The organism is Actinophytocola gossypii (assembly GCF_025165815.1).
Classification (GTDB): Bacteria; Actinomycetota; Actinomycetes; order Mycobacteriales; family Pseudonocardiaceae; genus Actinophytocola; species Actinophytocola gossypii.
The window spans coordinates 166,467-181,159 of sequence record NZ_JAFFZE010000016.1 but is presented as its reverse complement, the minus strand read 5'-3'; the positions used below and the strand labels follow the sequence as shown (position 1 = coordinate 181,159).

Here is a 14,693-nt window from a genome sequence, read left to right as displayed (position 1 = left end):
TGTGCCGCCGAGCAGCGGTTTCGTCGTCGGACGGGCGACTGAACCCGGCCTACCCTGACCGGCGACGCGCGATGGCCGTCCCTGCGCCCTGGGGCGTACGCGTCCCGGTCAGGGTCGTGAACGGGTCGAGCCAGCAGGTCAGGGTCGGTCGGGTTGTTCTACGGTCGGCACATGACGTCCGCGGGGCCGCAGCGCACCTCACAGGGGCCCCTCGGCGGGCTGCCCCCGTTCGCCCTCGTCATCCCGGTCGCGTTCGTCCAGGTCATCGGAACCTACCCGGCCTCGATCCCGCAGGAGCACGCCCAGCTGAACGCGCTGACCTACGTGCTGGTGCTGGCCGGGCCACCGATGCTGCTGCTGCGCCGCTCCCGGCCGCTGCTCACGCTCTACGTCACGGTAGCGATCACCGTCCTGTACGCGGCGCTGCGGTTCCCGATCGGCCCGGTGTTCCTGTCCGCGGTCATCGCGGCGTTCAACGCGGGGCTGCACGCGCCGCGGCTGGTGGCCTGGGTCTCGTCGGCCGTCTCGCTCGGCACGGTCACCGTCGTCCTCTCCATGACCAGCCAGTACTACGACCTCGAGCTGTCCGGGATCGGGTTCGGCGTCGCGTGGCTGGCGCTGATCCTGGGGCTCGCCGAGATCATCAAGGCCCGGCACGACCGGGCCGAGCAGGCCGTGCGGGCGCTCGAGGAACAGGGCCGCCGCCTGGCCAGCGAGGAACGGCTCAAGATCGCCCGCGAGGTGCACGACGTGCTCGCCCACCACGTGTCGCTGATCAACGTGCAGTCCGGGGTGGCGCTGCACCTCATCGACGAGCAGCCGGAGCAGGCCAGGCAGGCGCTCTCGGCGATCAAACAGTCCAGCAAGGAGGTGCTGGTCGAGCTGCGCAACATCCTGGGGGTGCTCAAGGACGCCAACGGAGATGCCGACGGCTCGGCGCCGCGCCAGCCGGTCGCCAGCCTCGACCAGCTCGACCGGTTGCTGGAGCGGATGCGGGAGGCCGGGCTGCCGGTGTCGCTGGAGGTGACCGGCGAACACCGGCAGCTGCCCAGCGGGGTGGACGCGGCGGCCCTGCGGATCGTGCAGGAGTCGCTGACCAACACCTACCGGCACGCCGGCCCGACGCAGGCCACCGTGCGGCTGGGCTACCTGCCCGGCGAGCTGTCCGTCGAGGTGCTCGACAATGGGCGCGGCGGCGCGCACGCCATCTCGGCGGAGGGTACCGGCAGCGGCCTGACCGGGATGCGGCAACGGGCCGAGGCACTCGGCGGCACCCTGACCGCGGGGCCCCGGCCCGGCGGCGGTTTCCTGGTCGCCGCGACGTTGCCGACGGGCTCCACCGGTGGGATCGAGGACGAGTCATGATTCGAGTTGTACTGGCCGACGACCAGGCGCTGGTCCGGGCCGGTTTCGGGGCGCTGCTGAACGCGCAGCCCGACGTCGAGGTGATCGCCGAGGCGGTGGACGGCAACGAGGCGGTCGCCGCGGCCCGCGAGCACCGCCCGGACGTGATGCTGATGGACATCCGGATGCCCGGCCTGGACGGCCTGGAGGCCACCCGCCGGATCTCCGCCGACCCGGCACTGTCCGACGTGCACATTCTCATCCTGACCACGTTCGAGGAGGACGAGTACGTCTTCGAGGCGATCCGGGTCGGCGCCAGCGGGTTCCTGGTGAAGGACACCGAGCCGGTGGAGCTGGTGCGCGCGGTCCGGGTGGTCGCCCAGGGCGACGCGCTGCTCTCGCCCGGCGTCACCCGCCGGCTGATCGGCGAGTTCGCCACCCGCGCGAAGAAGGCGCCCGAGCCGTCCACCCTGGGCGTGCTGACCGAACGCGAGCGCGAGGTGGTGGCGCTGGTCGGCGAGGGCCTGACCAACGACGAGATCGCCGAGCGCCTGGTGGTCAGCCCCGCGACGGCCAAGACGCACGTGAGCCGGGCCATGATCAAGCTCGCCGCCCGCGACCGGGCGCAGCTCGTCGTGCTGGCCTACGAGTCCGGGTTGGTCCGCCCCGGCTGGGCGGAGTAGTACGCCCGCTGGGGTACTCGCGAAGCCTCCCTCGGCCCGAGGCGCGTGTCAGCGCGCGCTGTCAGGCTGGGGCCGGCCACCGTCGTGGCCGCCTGCCATCGAGGGAAGGAGTGCGATGACCGCCAACCAGGACGCCCGTCGGGGGAACTGGGGAGTGCTGACGGGTTCGTTGTTCGTCGTGCTGTGGTTCGCCGGGACGATCGTGCAGGGCATGTCCGGGGCCGGCTTCCCGAGACCGACCGACGACATGGCCACGGTCGCCGGCTACATCCGCGACGGCGCCGACCGGATGGGGCAGAGCGCCGGCCTGCAGATCCTGAGCGCGTTCGCGCTGCTGTGCTTCGCCGGCATCCTCGCCGCGTACCTGCGCCGCACCGGGCGGGGCGGCGCCGCGGCGGAGCTGGTGCAGGGCGCTGGGGTCGCGTCCGCGGTGACGCTGATGGTCGGCACCGCCGCCACGGTCGCGCTGGGCACCACCGACCTGGTGAACGACGACGCGTCGGCCCAGCTGCTGTACCAGATGTCGTTCTGGCTCGCCGGGCCGATCCACATCGCCGCGCTCGGCGCCATGATGCTGGCCGCCGCGTACGGCCTGGCCATCCCGGCCTGGCTGCGGATCAGCGGCATGGTGATCGGCGCGATCGGTGTGGTCGCGGCGGCGTCGCCGATCGTGTCGACGCTCGTCGTCGCCACGCCGATCGGCCGGTTCGCCGGGTTCCTCTGGATCATCGTGCTGACCGTGCTGCTGGCGGTGCGCCGCGCCCCGGCCGCGGCACCCACCGTGGAGCAACCGGCTCAGGTGTGAGCGGAGAAGGAGCCCCGGCCGGTTCACACCGGCCGGGGCTCCTTGCTTTCCGCTCAGTTCCCCAGGCCCGCGCGCCGGGCCTGGACCGCGGCCTCCGTGCGGTCGGCGATCTGCAGCTTCGCGAAGATCCGCGACAGGTAGTTGCGCACGGTCTTGATGGACAGCCCGAGCCGGCGCGCGATCGACGCGTTGCCCAGCCCGTCGGCGACCAGCTCCAGTACCGCCCGCTCCCGGTCGGTCAGCTCCGGGAACGGCTTGGCCGACTCGCGGGGCTTGTTCAGGTACTCCAGCGCCCAGTTCGCCACCGCGGCACCGAACACGACGCCGCCGCGCCGCACGGTCCCGATCGCCTGCCCGATGTCCTCCGAGGACGCGCCCTTGACCAGGTAGCCGCGCGCACCGGCGCGCATGGCGGCCAGGAACGTGTCCCGGTCCTCCAGCATCGACAGCATGATCACGGCCGTGTCGGGGCAGCGGGTGGCGAGCGTCTTGGTCACCTCGATGCCGCTGGCACCCGGCATGTTCACGTCCATCAGCGCCAGGTGCGGGCGCAGCCGGTAGATCTCGGCCAGCGCCTCCTGCCCGGTCCGCGCCTCGCCGACCACCTCGACCACGCCGATGGTGTCCAGCAGCATCCGCAGCCCGGACAGGTACACCGGGTGGTCGTCGGCGATCACGACCCGGATCGGGGGCGCCGGCCGCTCGGCCCGCACTATCAGATCAGCTGTCACAACAAGGACTCCTCCGCTGGCGACGGGGCCGGCAGGTGCGCGGTGACCGTGACGCCGACGCCGTTGTCGGACACGTCGCACCAGCCGCCGAGCTCCGTGGCCCGGCTGGCCATCGAGGTCAGGCCGACGCCGCGCCGCCGCAGTCGGGCGCCGCCGGGTCCGCCGCCGACGCCGTTGTCGACGATCTCCAGCCACAGCCCGCCGTCGACCCACACCCGGATCGCGCAGGTGCGGGCCTTCGCGTGCTTGACCACGTTGGTGAGGGCTTCCTTGGCGATCCAGAACGCGGCGACCTGCGCGGCCCGGTCAACGCCGACCGCCGCGGGTTCCACGTCGGTGGAGACCAGCAGCGTGTTGCCGCTCGCCCGGCTCATCCGCCAGGCCAGGGTGCGCAGCGCCTCGTCGAGGTCGTGGCCGTCCAGCTCGACCGGGCTCTGGTCGGCGAGCATGCGGCGGAACTCGGCCATGAACGACGCCGCCTCGCGACGCAGCTCCCGCAGCATCTCCTCGACGGCGCCCTGGTCCGCGCTGAGCAGCTGGGTGAGCACGTCGGCCCGCATCATGATCCCGGCGAGCCCCGGGCCGAGGCCGTCGTGCAGGTTCCGCCGCAGCCGGACCATCTCCCGGTAGTGCTCGCACTCGCACGTCCGGCACGTGCCGGAGCCTGGTGCGTGCTGGTCTTCCACGGTGAGCGCGCGGGGCACGGTGACCTCCGAGGACTTGGTTGCTCCTCGATGGTGTGCGCCGAGCCTGGAAGTCACCTCGAGACGGGAGCAGGGCGGGTTCCAGGGGTCAGCCGACCGCGGGGCGGCAGCGCAGCACCACCGGCCCGGTCGCGGCGAGCGCGATGTCGAGCGACAGCGGGCGCCGGGCGGTGACCGCCGCGTCGCGGGACAGCGCGGCCAGCTGCCGGACGGTGGCGCGGCCGAGCGAGTACCGGTGCCGCCGGTTGTGCGGCAGGTTCACCGTGCCGGTGCCACCGCGCGCGGGCACGTGGGCGGTCGGCTTCCAGGCGAGCAGCTCCCGCCCGGCGGTGCCGTCGGCCGGCACCTCGAACGTGTCGGCCGGCGAGGACGCCTCGGTGAGCCCCCACCGCCCGTCGATCCGCACCGGTCGCCGCCGGTCCGGGTGCGCGTGCACCACGGCGGACGCGGTGACCGGCACGAACCGTTGCAGCAGCAGGACGGTGTTGCCGTGCACGGTGGTCAGCCCGCACCGGCGGCCCGCCGCGGCGGCCTCCACCAGCGCCTCCGGCAGCGGGTCAAGGTGCAGGTTGTACATCACCAGGGCGCCCGCCGACCCCGGCCGGACCGGGGCGGGGCTCGCGATGCCGAGGGTCAGCGTGCCGGCCGAGGGCAGCATCCCGTGCGCGGCCGGCAGCAGCCGGTCGACGACGGTGCCGGCGTCGACGTCCGGCTCGACCACGATCACCACGGTCGGCGGGACCGGCAACCGGTCCAGCAGGCCCGCGGTGACCCCGACCTCGGCGCCGACCAGCGCGTGCCGCCTGGCCATCCAGTGGGCGAGCGGGAACACGCTGGCCCCCAGCCGGGGGAACCCCGGGGCGCCGGCGAGGACGGAGATCCGCGCGCCGTGCCCTTCTCCGGGGAGTCGCTCGTCGGGGACCCGCATCTCGGACCGCACAGCCGATCCCCCTCCCGCGCTCACCCTCGGTGGCAGCTCGGGCGACAGTAAGCAACCACGCCGGAGAAACGCTCGACGACCGGTCGAAGCCGGGCGGGTCAGGTCGGGGAGACCTCACCTCTCGTCCGCTTCCACCACGAGCTGCCGAGCGTGCCGGACAGCCCGACCAGCCGGACCAGCGCCGGCACGTGGTGACGCGGCTCCTGGTCGGCACCGTCCGGCTCACCGGCCAGTTCCTCCACCAGGTCCGCGTCGACCAGCTCGTCCAGCACCGTGTGCACTGCGGCCGGGGCCATGCTCACCCGCTCGGCGATCTCGCTCGCGGTCAGCAGCTCGCCCTCGACCGCGGCGAGCCGGCGGAACACCCACCGCTGCCGGGCCGACAGCCGCTGGTACGCCTCCGCCAGCCGGCCGAACACGTCGAAGCCGCCGTAGCTGAGCTCGGTCAACCGGTTCCGCTCGTCGGTCATCCGCGCCACCATCCGCGACAGGTACCAGCCGGGGCGCCCGGCGAGCTTGGCGCCGACCGCGCGCAGCGCGAGCGGCAGCCGGTCGGTCAGCTCGGCGAGCCGCTCGGCCGCGTCCAGCTCCTGGCTGACCCGCTGCTCGCCGACGGTGTTCGCCAGCAGCCGCACCGACTCCGCCATCGACAGCACCGGCAGCCGCAGTCGCACCGCGCCGGCCAGCGCGTCCACCGGCACCCGGCTCAGCACCACCAGGGCGCAGCCGGATCCGCTGGGCACCAGGTGCCGCAGGGTGTTCGTGCCGCTCGCGTTGTCCAGCACCACGAGCAGCCGCCGGTCGGCGGTCCAGCTGCGGAACATCAGCGCCGCCTCGGCCACGCTGTTCGGCACGTCCGCCTCGTGCGCGCCGATCGCCTTCAGCATGGAGATCAGCACCTGCCTGGTCGGCATCGGCTCGCCGTCACTTCCGGCGAGGTCGACGTAGAGCTGCCCGTCGGGGAAGTGCGCGCGCACCGCCCGCCCGACCCGCGCGACGAACGCGCTCTTGCCGATGCCCGGCCGGCCGACGACGTTGACCACGCGCATGCCGCGCACGTCCGGTCCGGTCAGCAGCCGGGTGAAGGTGTCGGTCTCGGCCTGCCGGCCGACGAAGTCCGGCAGCTCGGCCGGTAGCTGCGCCGGCGCGGACGGTCCGCTGTGGACGGTCAGCTGCTGCTCGGTCGGTTGTGCGGCAGGCATCCCGGGCAGGTCGAGCTCCGGGTCGGCCTCGAGCATCAGCTGGTGCAGGCGTTGCAGCTCGGCCGCCGGGTCGAGGCCGAGCTCGTCCACCAGCGCGGTCCGGATCCGTTGGTACACCCCGAGAGCGTCCGCGCGCCGGCCGCTGCGGTAGAGCGCGATCATCAGCTTCGCGGAGAAGTCCTCGCGGGTCGGCTCGGCGTTCACCAGGCTGGTCAGCTCGCCGATGATCTCCTGGTGCCGGCCGAGCTGCAGGTCGGTCTCGATGCGCAGCGCGAGCACCGTGCGGCGCAGCTCCTCCAGCCGGGTGGCGTGCGAGTACAGCAGCGGCCCGGTCGCGACTCCCTCGAGAAAACCGCCGCGCCACAACGACATCGCGTTGCGGAAGGTCTCCGACGCGGCCTCCACCCGCACACTGAGCAACTCCTGCCGGCCGCGTCTGGCGAGCTGTTCGAACAGGTTCGCGTCGATGGACTCCAGGTCGGGCAGCTGGAGGATGTAGCCACCGGGGTGGCTGAGCAGCACCGGCGCCGGGGCACCGGTGTGCGGCTTGTCGTCCAGCCGCAGCAGCTTGCGCAGCTGGTAGATGTAGGTCTGCACGGTGGTCAGCGCGCTCTGCGGCGGGCTCTCCTCCCACAGCTCCTCGACCAGCTGGTCCACCCGGGTGACGGAGTTGGCCTGCACGGCGAGCAGGGACAGCACCTGGCGCAGCTTCGGTGCCGACGGCGTCACGATCTTCTCGCCACGCATGAGTAACAACGGACCGAGCAGTCCGAGTGTGATCGGGCCGGGCTCACGGGTCGCCGACGGGTCCGCTACCGTTCGGTCGTCGGTGAGCTGGAGTGGCGAGGTGGCGCTCGCTCCGGTGTGGCCAGTGTGCATGACAGCTCCCCAATCGGTTCCGGGAACCGGTTTCCCCTTGTCCTGCCTGTGTTCTTCGACCTCCGACGAATCATGGTGACACCGGCGGCGGCGGGCGACGGAGGTCGTCAGCGTTCTTCGACCGGGTCGCGACCCGAGCGCTATGGCCTGCCGCGTGTCCAGTCCGCTCCGCCCACTGTCGAGTGGCTCTCGAGAACACGCGCCCAACGTGTGGGCATGACCACACCAGCACCCGACGAACGCGAGGCCCGCACGGCCACCGCCGCGCCGACGCGACCGGCGACCGGCCAGCAGCCGACGACCACCTCCGAGCGCGACGATCACCTCGTCCGCGGGTACAACTGATGCCGCGCGGTCGCCGGAACCGGCTGTGCGGCACCTGCCTGCTGCACACCCTGGCCGGTGTCGCGTGGCCGATGTGGGGCGGGCGACCCGAAGGCTGGCCCCGGCTGGTCCGGTGCCGGTCCTGCGCCGCCCGGCGAGCCGGCTGATCCGATCCGCACGCCGTGACGCGCCGTCCCCGTCGACCGGCGCGAGGCCGAGCCGCGTTGGAGCGTCGTCGCCGATTCGCGTTCCGGCGAGCTCACCTGAACCGAGGGCGGTTGACCCTCACGCCAGCATCGCCACCAGCATCGCGCCGCTGCCCAGCGCCATCGTGGCCTGGCAGGTCGCGGTGAGTCGCGGCGCGAGCAGGATCGACGGGACACGCGCGGGCACCGGCCGCCAGTTCGTCGTCGCGACCAGCAGTACGGCCGACACCGCGCAGTACCCGGCGAGCGCCCAGCCGACCGCCGGCAGCGCCGCGCCGGCGGACAGGTGGCCGGTGGTTCCCATCGACAGCCACGGCGAGGACGCGTCGTGATGGTGCGCGGGCATCGCGGTCAGCATGTAGAGCATCGCGACCGCGGCCACCGCGTGGTGCAGGCCGCCGCCGTGCCAGTCGCCGGGAGCGGGTGCCGCGCGCCGGGAATGCCACCAGGAGCCGACGAACCAGAACGTCATCACCAGGAAGATCGTCTGCCAGCCGGCCATCGGCAGTGGGCCGCCGACCGGGGAGACCATGGCGGCCATCCCGACGCCCATCAGCACGTGCGCGGTGTCCATGGCCCGGTGGTGGCCCGGGTATCCGCCGGGCGCGCGGTGCGCGGCGACCAGGCGGGCGACGCAGAACCCCGCCACCGCGAGGAATGCCGCCGTGCCGGCCAAGCGCAGCGCGAGGTCGGCGCTCACCGGGACTGGAGCAGGCCGTCCAGGGTGCCGTCCTTCGCGTCCGCCACGATGTTGGCGAACTGGGCCACGCTCATCTGGATGCGCTGGCCGAAATCGTCGGTGATCTCCACGCGCTGGCTCGGAACCGCGTCGGGGTCGACCCACAGCGTGGGACAACCGCGGGCGGTCGTGCCGCAGAACGTTCTCACCTGCCGGAGATTGGGGCGATTGTCCACTTTTCCACCTCACGTCAAGGTGTCGGGGCAGTCATCTTCGAGATTCGCAGGCGCGCGCCGGGAATTCCATAGCGCAACCGAGCGATTACCCAAACGTCAACAACGACAATCCGTGACCGGACAGGTTTGTCACGGATCGTTACTGATCTTCGACTCATCGAGTGGTGACAACCGGTGGCCGCCACGCCCCGGCTGCACTAGGTTTCTCCTGCGGGCCACATGGGGGTAACTGCGAGGAGGAAGCGACGGCCATGAGGGCCACGGTCGTGTTGACTCTGTCGACGTGGACACTGCGGGGGAATCACGGATGGTGACTGTTTCGCCACCCGAACCGGGTACCGATCAGCCGCGCAAAGGCGTGTTGGGGATGCCCGCGACCGCGGTTCGGCACGTCCGGCGTTCCGCCGCCAGCACCCCGGGCCGCCTGTTCGTCATCGGTGTCGCCCTGGTGCTGCTGTCGCTGCTGACCGGGCTGGCCGGCGCCATCGGGCTCCAGCAGAAGCAGTCGACCGTCGACAACCTCATCACGCACCGCGAACCGGTGGCGGCCGCGTCCCAGCAGATCTACCGTTCGCTGTCCGACGCCGACGCCACCGCGGCAAGCGCGTTCCTCGCCGGCGGCACCATGCCGGAGGAACTGCGCGACCGCTACGACCTCGACATCGCCCAGGCCGGCGCGAACCTCACCAAGGCGGCCGCCGACGTCGCGGGCGTGCCGGAGGCCGAGGCGCAGGTCGACCAGCTGGCCCAGCAGCTGCCCGTCTACACCGGACTCGTCGAGACCGCCCGCGCCTACAACCGGCAGGGTTTCCCCGCCGGCGCGGCCTACCTGCGCGAGGCGTCCGGGCTGATGCGGGCCAAGCTGCTGCCGGCCGCGCAGGAGCTGTACTCCATCGACTTCCGCCGCCTGGCCGACGCGCAGGCGCAGGCACGCGCGTTCCCGTGGGTCACCGCCGCGCTCGTGCTGGCGCTGCTCGGCGCGCTCGTCGCCACCCAGCTGTACCTGACCCGGCGGACCAACCGGCTGCTCAACATCGGGCTCGTGGTCGCCACCGGGTCGGTGGTGCTCGCGCTCGCCTGGGGCTCGGCGTCGCTGCTGATCGCGTCGAACGACGTCGCCGACGGGCACGACTCCGGCACCCGGCAGGTCGAGCTCGCCGTGCAGGCCAGGATCGTGGCGCTGAAGATGCGCGCGAACGAGACCCTGACGCTGGTGGCCCGAGGCGACGGCGCCGACTACGAGGCGGAGTGGCAGGACCTGACCGCCGAGCTCGCCGGCGACGGGGACAACCTGCTGGCCCGCGCGCAGGAGCTGGCGGCCGACCAGGAGACCAGGGACGTGCTCGAGACCGCGCGGGCGACCGTCGACGACTGGCTCGGCGTGCACCAGAAGGTGCGGGAGCTCGACGACGGCGGTGCCTACCAGCAGGCGGTGGACCTCGCGATCGGCGACAGCCCCGAGGGCGCCGCGGCGACGTTCGCCGAGCTGGACGGCAAGCTGCTGGAGGCGATCAACAACGGCCGGACCCGGTTCGTCACCGAGACCAGTGCCGCCGGCAACGCGCTCACCGGCCTGGTGCCGGGCGTGGCGGTGCTGGCCGTGGTGGCCGCGGTCGGGGTGACAATGGGGGTCAGGGAACGACTGCGGGAGTACCGGTGAGGCTGGCCAGAGGGAACCGAGTCGCGCTGCTGTCGGTCGCGCTGGTGGTCGCGCTGTCCGCGTGCGCGTCCGTCCCCAAGCCGGTCGATCTGGCCACAGTGGACAGTGTGGAACGCCCGAGCCCGGTGGGAGTGGAGGTCAACCCCGCGCCCCCGAGCACGTCGGCCGCCCCCGCGCCCGACTGCGACCCGACGGCCAGCCTGCGCCCGCCCGACCCGATGCCGGCGCCCGGCGCGATGCCGTCCGGCTCGACCATGCGGGAGATCCAGGAGGCCGGGAAGCTGGTCGCCGGGGTGGACCAGAACACGTACCTGTTCGGTTTCCGCGACCCCACGACGAACCAGCTCGAGGGCTTCGACATCGACCGCGCCCGCGACATCGCCGAAGCGATCTTCGGTGACCGGACGAAGATCCAGTTCAAGGTGATGACGTCCGCCGGTCGCATCCCGGCGCTGGTGAACGAGGAGGTGGACGTGGTGGTCCGCACGTTCACCGCGACCTGCCAGCGGTGGGAGGAGGTGAACTTCTCGGCGACGTACTTCATGGCCGGCCAGCGCCTGCTGGTCGAACGCGGCTCCGAGGTGACCACCCTGGACGATCTCGGCGGCGAGAAGGTCTGTGCGGCAGAGGCGTCCACGTCGATCAAGACGATCGCCGAGCACGAGGCGGAGCCGGTCCCGGTACAGGTGGAGAACTGGAGCGACTGCCTGGTGATGCTGCAGCAGGGCCAGGTGGCCGCGGTGTCGACGGACAACGTGATCCTCGCCGGAATGGCCGCCCAGGACCCGAACCTGACGATGGTCGGCCCGACGTTCACCCCGGAGCCGTACGGCATCGGGGTGCCGAAGGGGAACGAGGACATGGTCGGCTTCGTCAACGGGGTGCTGGAGCAGACGATCGCCAGCGGCGAGTGGGCCCGTAGTTACGACCGCTGGCTAGGCGGCATCGACGGCCCGCGCCCCGCCCCACCGACCCCCACCTACCGGGACTGATGGCGATGGCGAGCTGCCCCAGACCCGGCTGCACCGGCGAGGTGGTGGACGGCAACTGCACGGTGTGCGGCCAGCCTGTTCCCGGCGACTCCGCCGGCCAACTACGCCGCGAGGCCGAGGAACAGGCCCAACGCCTCACCGGCGCGGCACTGGAGGAGGAGACCGGCACCGGCTGGTTCCGCCCACCCGACGAACTGACCGGAGCCGAGCAGCCCCCGACACCGGATCCCCGACCGACCGGAGCACCACTGAGCCAGCACCAGCCCCCGCAAGCCGACCGGCCCCAGCCCCGTCCGGCCCAGCCCGCGTCCCAGCCCGCACAGTCCAGCCCGGCCCAGCCCGCGCAGTCCCAGCCCCTACCGGGCCAGCCGTTTCCGCGCCCACAGGGTGCGCCCGCGAACCACCCCGGCCCGAACCACGGAAACGCGCCATCGCAGCCCGGTCAACCGCGGCAGTCCCAGCCGGGCCAACCGCCACAGCCGCCCTACCCGGGCCAACCCCAGCCGAGCCAGCCGGGTTCGGCACCACAGCGTTCCCGACCGGGCCAGCCCGGGATGAGCCACGCGGGTCCGCCGTCGCAGCCAGGTCCACCTCCGCAGCGTGGCCAGGCACAGCAGCCAGGCCAGGGCCAGCCCCCGCAGCATTCCCAGCCGAGCCAGCCCGGCCGGGCGCAGCCGTGGAACCCGAGCCAGGGTCAGCCGGCCGCCGCCCGCCCCACCTCCAGCCAGCAGCACGCCACCCGCTTCGCCCCACCGCCACACGGCACCGGCAGCCAGAGTTCGCCCGGCCAGCCTCCCGCCGGTCAGGGTTCCCGCGGTCAGGCTCCCGCCGGCGCACCTTCCGCCGGTCAGGCTCCGGGCGGCCAACCTTCAGCCGGCCGCTCTCCCTCCAGCCAGGGTTCCGGCGGCCAGGTTCCGTCTGGGCAGGTTCCTGGCGGCCGGCCTGCCACCGGTCAGGTTCCGGGCGGCCAGTCGTCCAGCAGCCAGGTTCCCGGCAGCCAGCCGATGCCGGCCGGGATGCGTTGGAACCAGGGTGTCCCCCTGCCCGACGTCGCCCCCCGCCGGTCCGGCCCGGCCGCCGTGGGCAGCGGCGACCCGCAGCCCACCAGCGTCCTCGGCGAGTCCCCGATCACCCTGAGCATCGAACCGCCGGCCCCCGCCGCGAGCCAGGGCGGACCGCACGACACCGGCTCCCGGTCCTCCCCGGGCACCAGCGGGCGCCGCACCTCGTCCCGGACGTCGGGGCGGGGGCGGCTCGGCGCGGGGTTGGTCGAGGTGCCCGTGGTCCCGGTGAGGGACCCCGCCTCCGCCGTCCTGCGCGACCCGGCCGTCAGCGAGAACAAGCGCTTCTGCGGCAACTGCGGCGCCGAGGTCGGCCGCGCCCGGGACGGCAAGCCCGGCGTCACCGAGGGCGAGTGCGAGAAGTGCGGCACCCCGTTCAACTTCCGGCCCCGCCTGTTCGACGGTGACCTGGTCGCCGGGCAGTACGAGGTCCTCGGCTGCCTGGCCTACGGCGGCCTCGGCTGGATCTACCTCGCCAAGGACCACAACGTCTCCGACCGCTGGGTCGTGCTCAAGGGCATGATCGACACCGGCGACGCGACCTCGATGGCCTCCGCGGTCGCCGAGCGCCGGTTCCTCGCCGAGGTCGAGCACCCGAACGTCGTCCGCATCTACAACTTCGTCCAGCACCCCGATCCGAAGACCGGCAACCTGGTCGGCTACATCGTGATGGAGTACGTCGGCGGGCAGTCGCTGCGCCAGCTCGCGCTCGAGCACCACCGGGAGACCGGCAAGGCCGACCCGCTGCCGATCGGGCAGGTCATCGCGTACGGGCTGGAGATCCTGCCCGCCATCGGCTACCTGCACAGCGTCAACATGCTGTACTGCGACCTCAAGCCGGACAACGTGATCCAGTCCGGCGAGCAGCTCAAGCTCATCGACCTCGGCGCCGTCCGGCAGACCGACGACTACGAGAGCCCGCTGTTCTTCACCCTCGGCTACTCCGCACCCGAGCTGGCCACCGAGGGCGCCACCGTCGCCTCCGACATCTACACCGTCGGCCGCACGCTCGCCGTGCTCTCGATCGAGTTCGCCGGGTACACCACGCGGCACAAGTACACGCTGCCCGGCCCGGACGAGGAGCCGCTGTTCGCGCTGTTCGGCTCCTACCACCGGGTGCTCAAGCGCGCCACGCACGAGAACCCCGCGCTGCGGTTCACCTCCGCCGAGGAGATGGCCGACCAGCTCACCGGCGTGCTGCGCGAGGTGATGGCGCTCGGCACCGGCCGCCCCCGCCCCGGCACGTCGACCGTGTTCGCCCTGGAGACCCGCACCTTCGGCTCCGGCATGGTCGTCGGCGAGCGCGGGTCGCTGCCGTCGCCGAACCCGATGGAGGTCGCGTCGATCCTGCCGCTGCCGATGGTCGACACCCACGACCACGCCGCGAGCACGCTCGCCAGCATCACCGCCACCGAGCCCGGCGAGCTGGTGGCCGCGCTCGCGTCCGCCCCCCAGGACTCGATCGAGGTCCGGCTGCGGATGGTCCGCGCCCGCCTCGAACTGGGCGACCTGCGCGCCGCCATCGCCGAGCTGGACGCCGCCCGCCGCATGTCCACCGACCCGGCCGACTGGCGCCCCGACTGGTACCAGGGCCTGATCCACCTGGCGACCCGCCGCCCGGCCGACGCGGCGGCGGCGTTCGAACGCGTCTACGACGCCGTCCCGGGCGAGATCGCCCCCAAGCTCGCGCTGGCGGTGAGCGCCGAGTACGCCGGCAACTACTTCCAGGCGGCCAGGTACTACGAGCTGGTGTGGCGCACCGACCGGCAGTGGGTGAGCGCCGCGTTCGGCCTGGCCAGGGTGTACCTCGCCCAGGGCGCCCGCACCAGCGCGATCGAGGTCCTCGAGGCCGTGCCGGACTCGTCCAGCCACCACGTCGCCGCCCAGGTGGCCGCGATCAAGATCAAGATCCGCCCGTCCGAGGTCACCCGAATCGCCGAACACGACCTGCACGACGCCGCCCGCCGCCTCGAACGCCTCTCCCTGGACGCCGAACGCCGCACGATCCTGTCGGTCGAGGTACTGGAGGCCGCGCACGCGTGGGTCCGCGCCGGCCGGCCGAGCGCGTCCCCGCCGGGCACCATGGGCAACACGGTCCTCGGCTGCCGCCTCACCGAACGCGACCTGCGCTTCGGCCTGGAACGCTGCTACCGCGCCCTGGCCCGCCTCGCCAGCACCCCCGACCAACGCCACACCCTGGTCGACAAGGCCAACGCCATCCGCCCCCGCACGCTGACCTAGCCGCCG

Annotated in this window: 15 protein-coding genes; 8 read left to right on the top strand and 7 right to left on the bottom strand. The window is 72.8% G+C overall.

From position 1 onward, the window contains the following. Positions 1 to 171 precede the first annotated feature (171 nt). The 3 genes from JT362_RS22160 (at position 172) to JT362_RS22150 (ending at position 2,832) form a co-directional block, all read left to right on the top strand. Positions 172 to 1,365: a sensor histidine kinase gene (locus tag JT362_RS22160; protein ID WP_260193495.1), complete on the top strand. Its 1,194-nt coding sequence runs from the start codon at positions 172 to 174 to the stop codon at positions 1,363 to 1,365. Then, positions 1,362 to 2,027: a response regulator transcription factor gene (locus tag JT362_RS22155; RefSeq protein ID WP_260193492.1), complete on the top strand. Its 666-nt coding sequence runs from the start codon at positions 1,362 to 1,364 to the stop codon at positions 2,025 to 2,027. The genes JT362_RS22160 and JT362_RS22155 overlap by 4 nt, the downstream gene beginning before the upstream one ends. 115 nt (positions 2,028 to 2,142) lie before the next feature. After that, the gene (locus JT362_RS22150; RefSeq protein ID WP_260193490.1) at positions 2,143 to 2,832 is read left to right on the top strand and encodes a hypothetical protein; all 690 of its coding nucleotides are present in this window, start codon (positions 2,143 to 2,145) and stop codon (positions 2,830 to 2,832) included. A gap of 53 nt (positions 2,833 to 2,885) precedes the next feature. Here JT362_RS22150 and JT362_RS22145 read toward each other — a convergent pair whose 3' ends face one another. The 4 genes from JT362_RS22145 to JT362_RS22130 form a co-directional block, all read right to left on the bottom strand. Then, positions 2,886 to 3,563, bottom strand: coding sequence for a response regulator (locus tag JT362_RS22145; RefSeq protein ID WP_260193489.1), 678 nt, complete (start codon positions 3,561 to 3,563; stop codon positions 2,886 to 2,888). Continuing rightward, positions 3,560 to 4,324, bottom strand: a complete 765-nt coding sequence (locus JT362_RS22140) for a sensor histidine kinase (RefSeq protein WP_260193487.1) — start codon at positions 4,322 to 4,324, stop codon at positions 3,560 to 3,562. Before JT362_RS22140 ends, JT362_RS22145 begins: the two co-directional genes overlap by 4 nt. 31 nt (positions 4,325 to 4,355) lie before the next feature. Beyond that, on the bottom strand, positions 4,356 to 5,207 hold the full coding sequence (locus JT362_RS22135) for an early set domain-containing protein (protein ID WP_260193485.1): 852 nt from the start codon (positions 5,205 to 5,207) through the stop codon (positions 4,356 to 4,358). Between the two features lie 98 nt (positions 5,208 to 5,305). Beyond that, positions 5,306 to 7,288, bottom strand: a complete 1,983-nt coding sequence (locus JT362_RS22130) for an AfsR/SARP family transcriptional regulator (protein WP_260193483.1) — start codon at positions 7,286 to 7,288, stop codon at positions 5,306 to 5,308. Positions 7,289 to 7,504: 216 nt separating this feature from the next. Between JT362_RS22130 and JT362_RS22125 the strand changes: the two genes are divergently transcribed. After that, on the top strand, positions 7,505 to 7,633 hold the full coding sequence (locus tag JT362_RS22125) for a hypothetical protein (RefSeq protein WP_260193482.1): 129 nt from the start codon (positions 7,505 to 7,507) through the stop codon (positions 7,631 to 7,633). Next, a complete protein-coding gene (locus tag JT362_RS22120) occupies positions 7,633 to 7,779 on the top strand; it encodes a hypothetical protein (protein ID WP_260193480.1) in 147 nt (48 codons plus the stop codon). Before JT362_RS22125 ends, JT362_RS22120 begins: the two co-directional genes overlap by 1 nt. A gap of 118 nt (positions 7,780 to 7,897) precedes the next feature. On the opposite strand, the gene JT362_RS22115 is transcribed toward JT362_RS22120, so the two are convergent. Together JT362_RS22115 and JT362_RS22110 are read right to left on the bottom strand one after the other, a co-directional pair. Then, positions 7,898 to 8,518 carry a DUF5134 domain-containing protein gene (locus tag JT362_RS22115; protein WP_260193478.1) on the bottom strand — a complete coding sequence of 207 codons (621 nt, stop codon included), beginning with the start codon at positions 8,516 to 8,518 and terminating at the stop codon, positions 7,898 to 7,900. Beyond that, positions 8,515 to 8,706 (bottom strand): hypothetical protein, encoded by a 192-nt coding sequence (locus JT362_RS22110; RefSeq protein WP_260193477.1) that lies wholly within the window; start codon positions 8,704 to 8,706, stop codon positions 8,515 to 8,517. The genes JT362_RS22115 and JT362_RS22110 overlap by 4 nt, the downstream gene beginning before the upstream one ends. 394 nt (positions 8,707 to 9,100) lie before the next feature. On the opposite strand from JT362_RS22110, the gene JT362_RS22105 reads away from it, so the two are divergent. Together JT362_RS22105 and JT362_RS22100 are read left to right on the top strand one after the other, a co-directional pair. Beyond that, a complete protein-coding gene (locus JT362_RS22105; RefSeq protein WP_260193475.1) occupies positions 9,101 to 10,393 on the top strand; it encodes a GlnX family signal transduction membrane protein in 1,293 nt (430 codons plus the stop codon). Further along, positions 10,390 to 11,385 carry a glutamate ABC transporter substrate-binding protein gene (locus JT362_RS22100; protein WP_260193474.1) on the top strand — a complete coding sequence of 332 codons (996 nt, stop codon included), beginning with the start codon at positions 10,390 to 10,392 and terminating at the stop codon, positions 11,383 to 11,385. The genes JT362_RS22105 and JT362_RS22100 overlap by 4 nt, the downstream gene beginning before the upstream one ends. 356 nt (positions 11,386 to 11,741) lie before the next feature. On the opposite strand, the gene JT362_RS22095 is transcribed toward JT362_RS22100, so the two are convergent. Then, positions 11,742 to 12,119 (bottom strand): hypothetical protein, encoded by a 378-nt coding sequence (locus JT362_RS22095; protein ID WP_260193473.1) that lies wholly within the window; start codon positions 12,117 to 12,119, stop codon positions 11,742 to 11,744. Between the two features lie 282 nt (positions 12,120 to 12,401). On the opposite strand from JT362_RS22095, the gene JT362_RS22090 reads away from it, so the two are divergent. Then, on the top strand, positions 12,402 to 14,687 hold the full coding sequence (locus tag JT362_RS22090; protein WP_260193472.1) for a serine/threonine-protein kinase: 2,286 nt from the start codon (positions 12,402 to 12,404) through the stop codon (positions 14,685 to 14,687). The last annotated feature ends 6 nt before the right edge of the window (positions 14,688 to 14,693 follow it).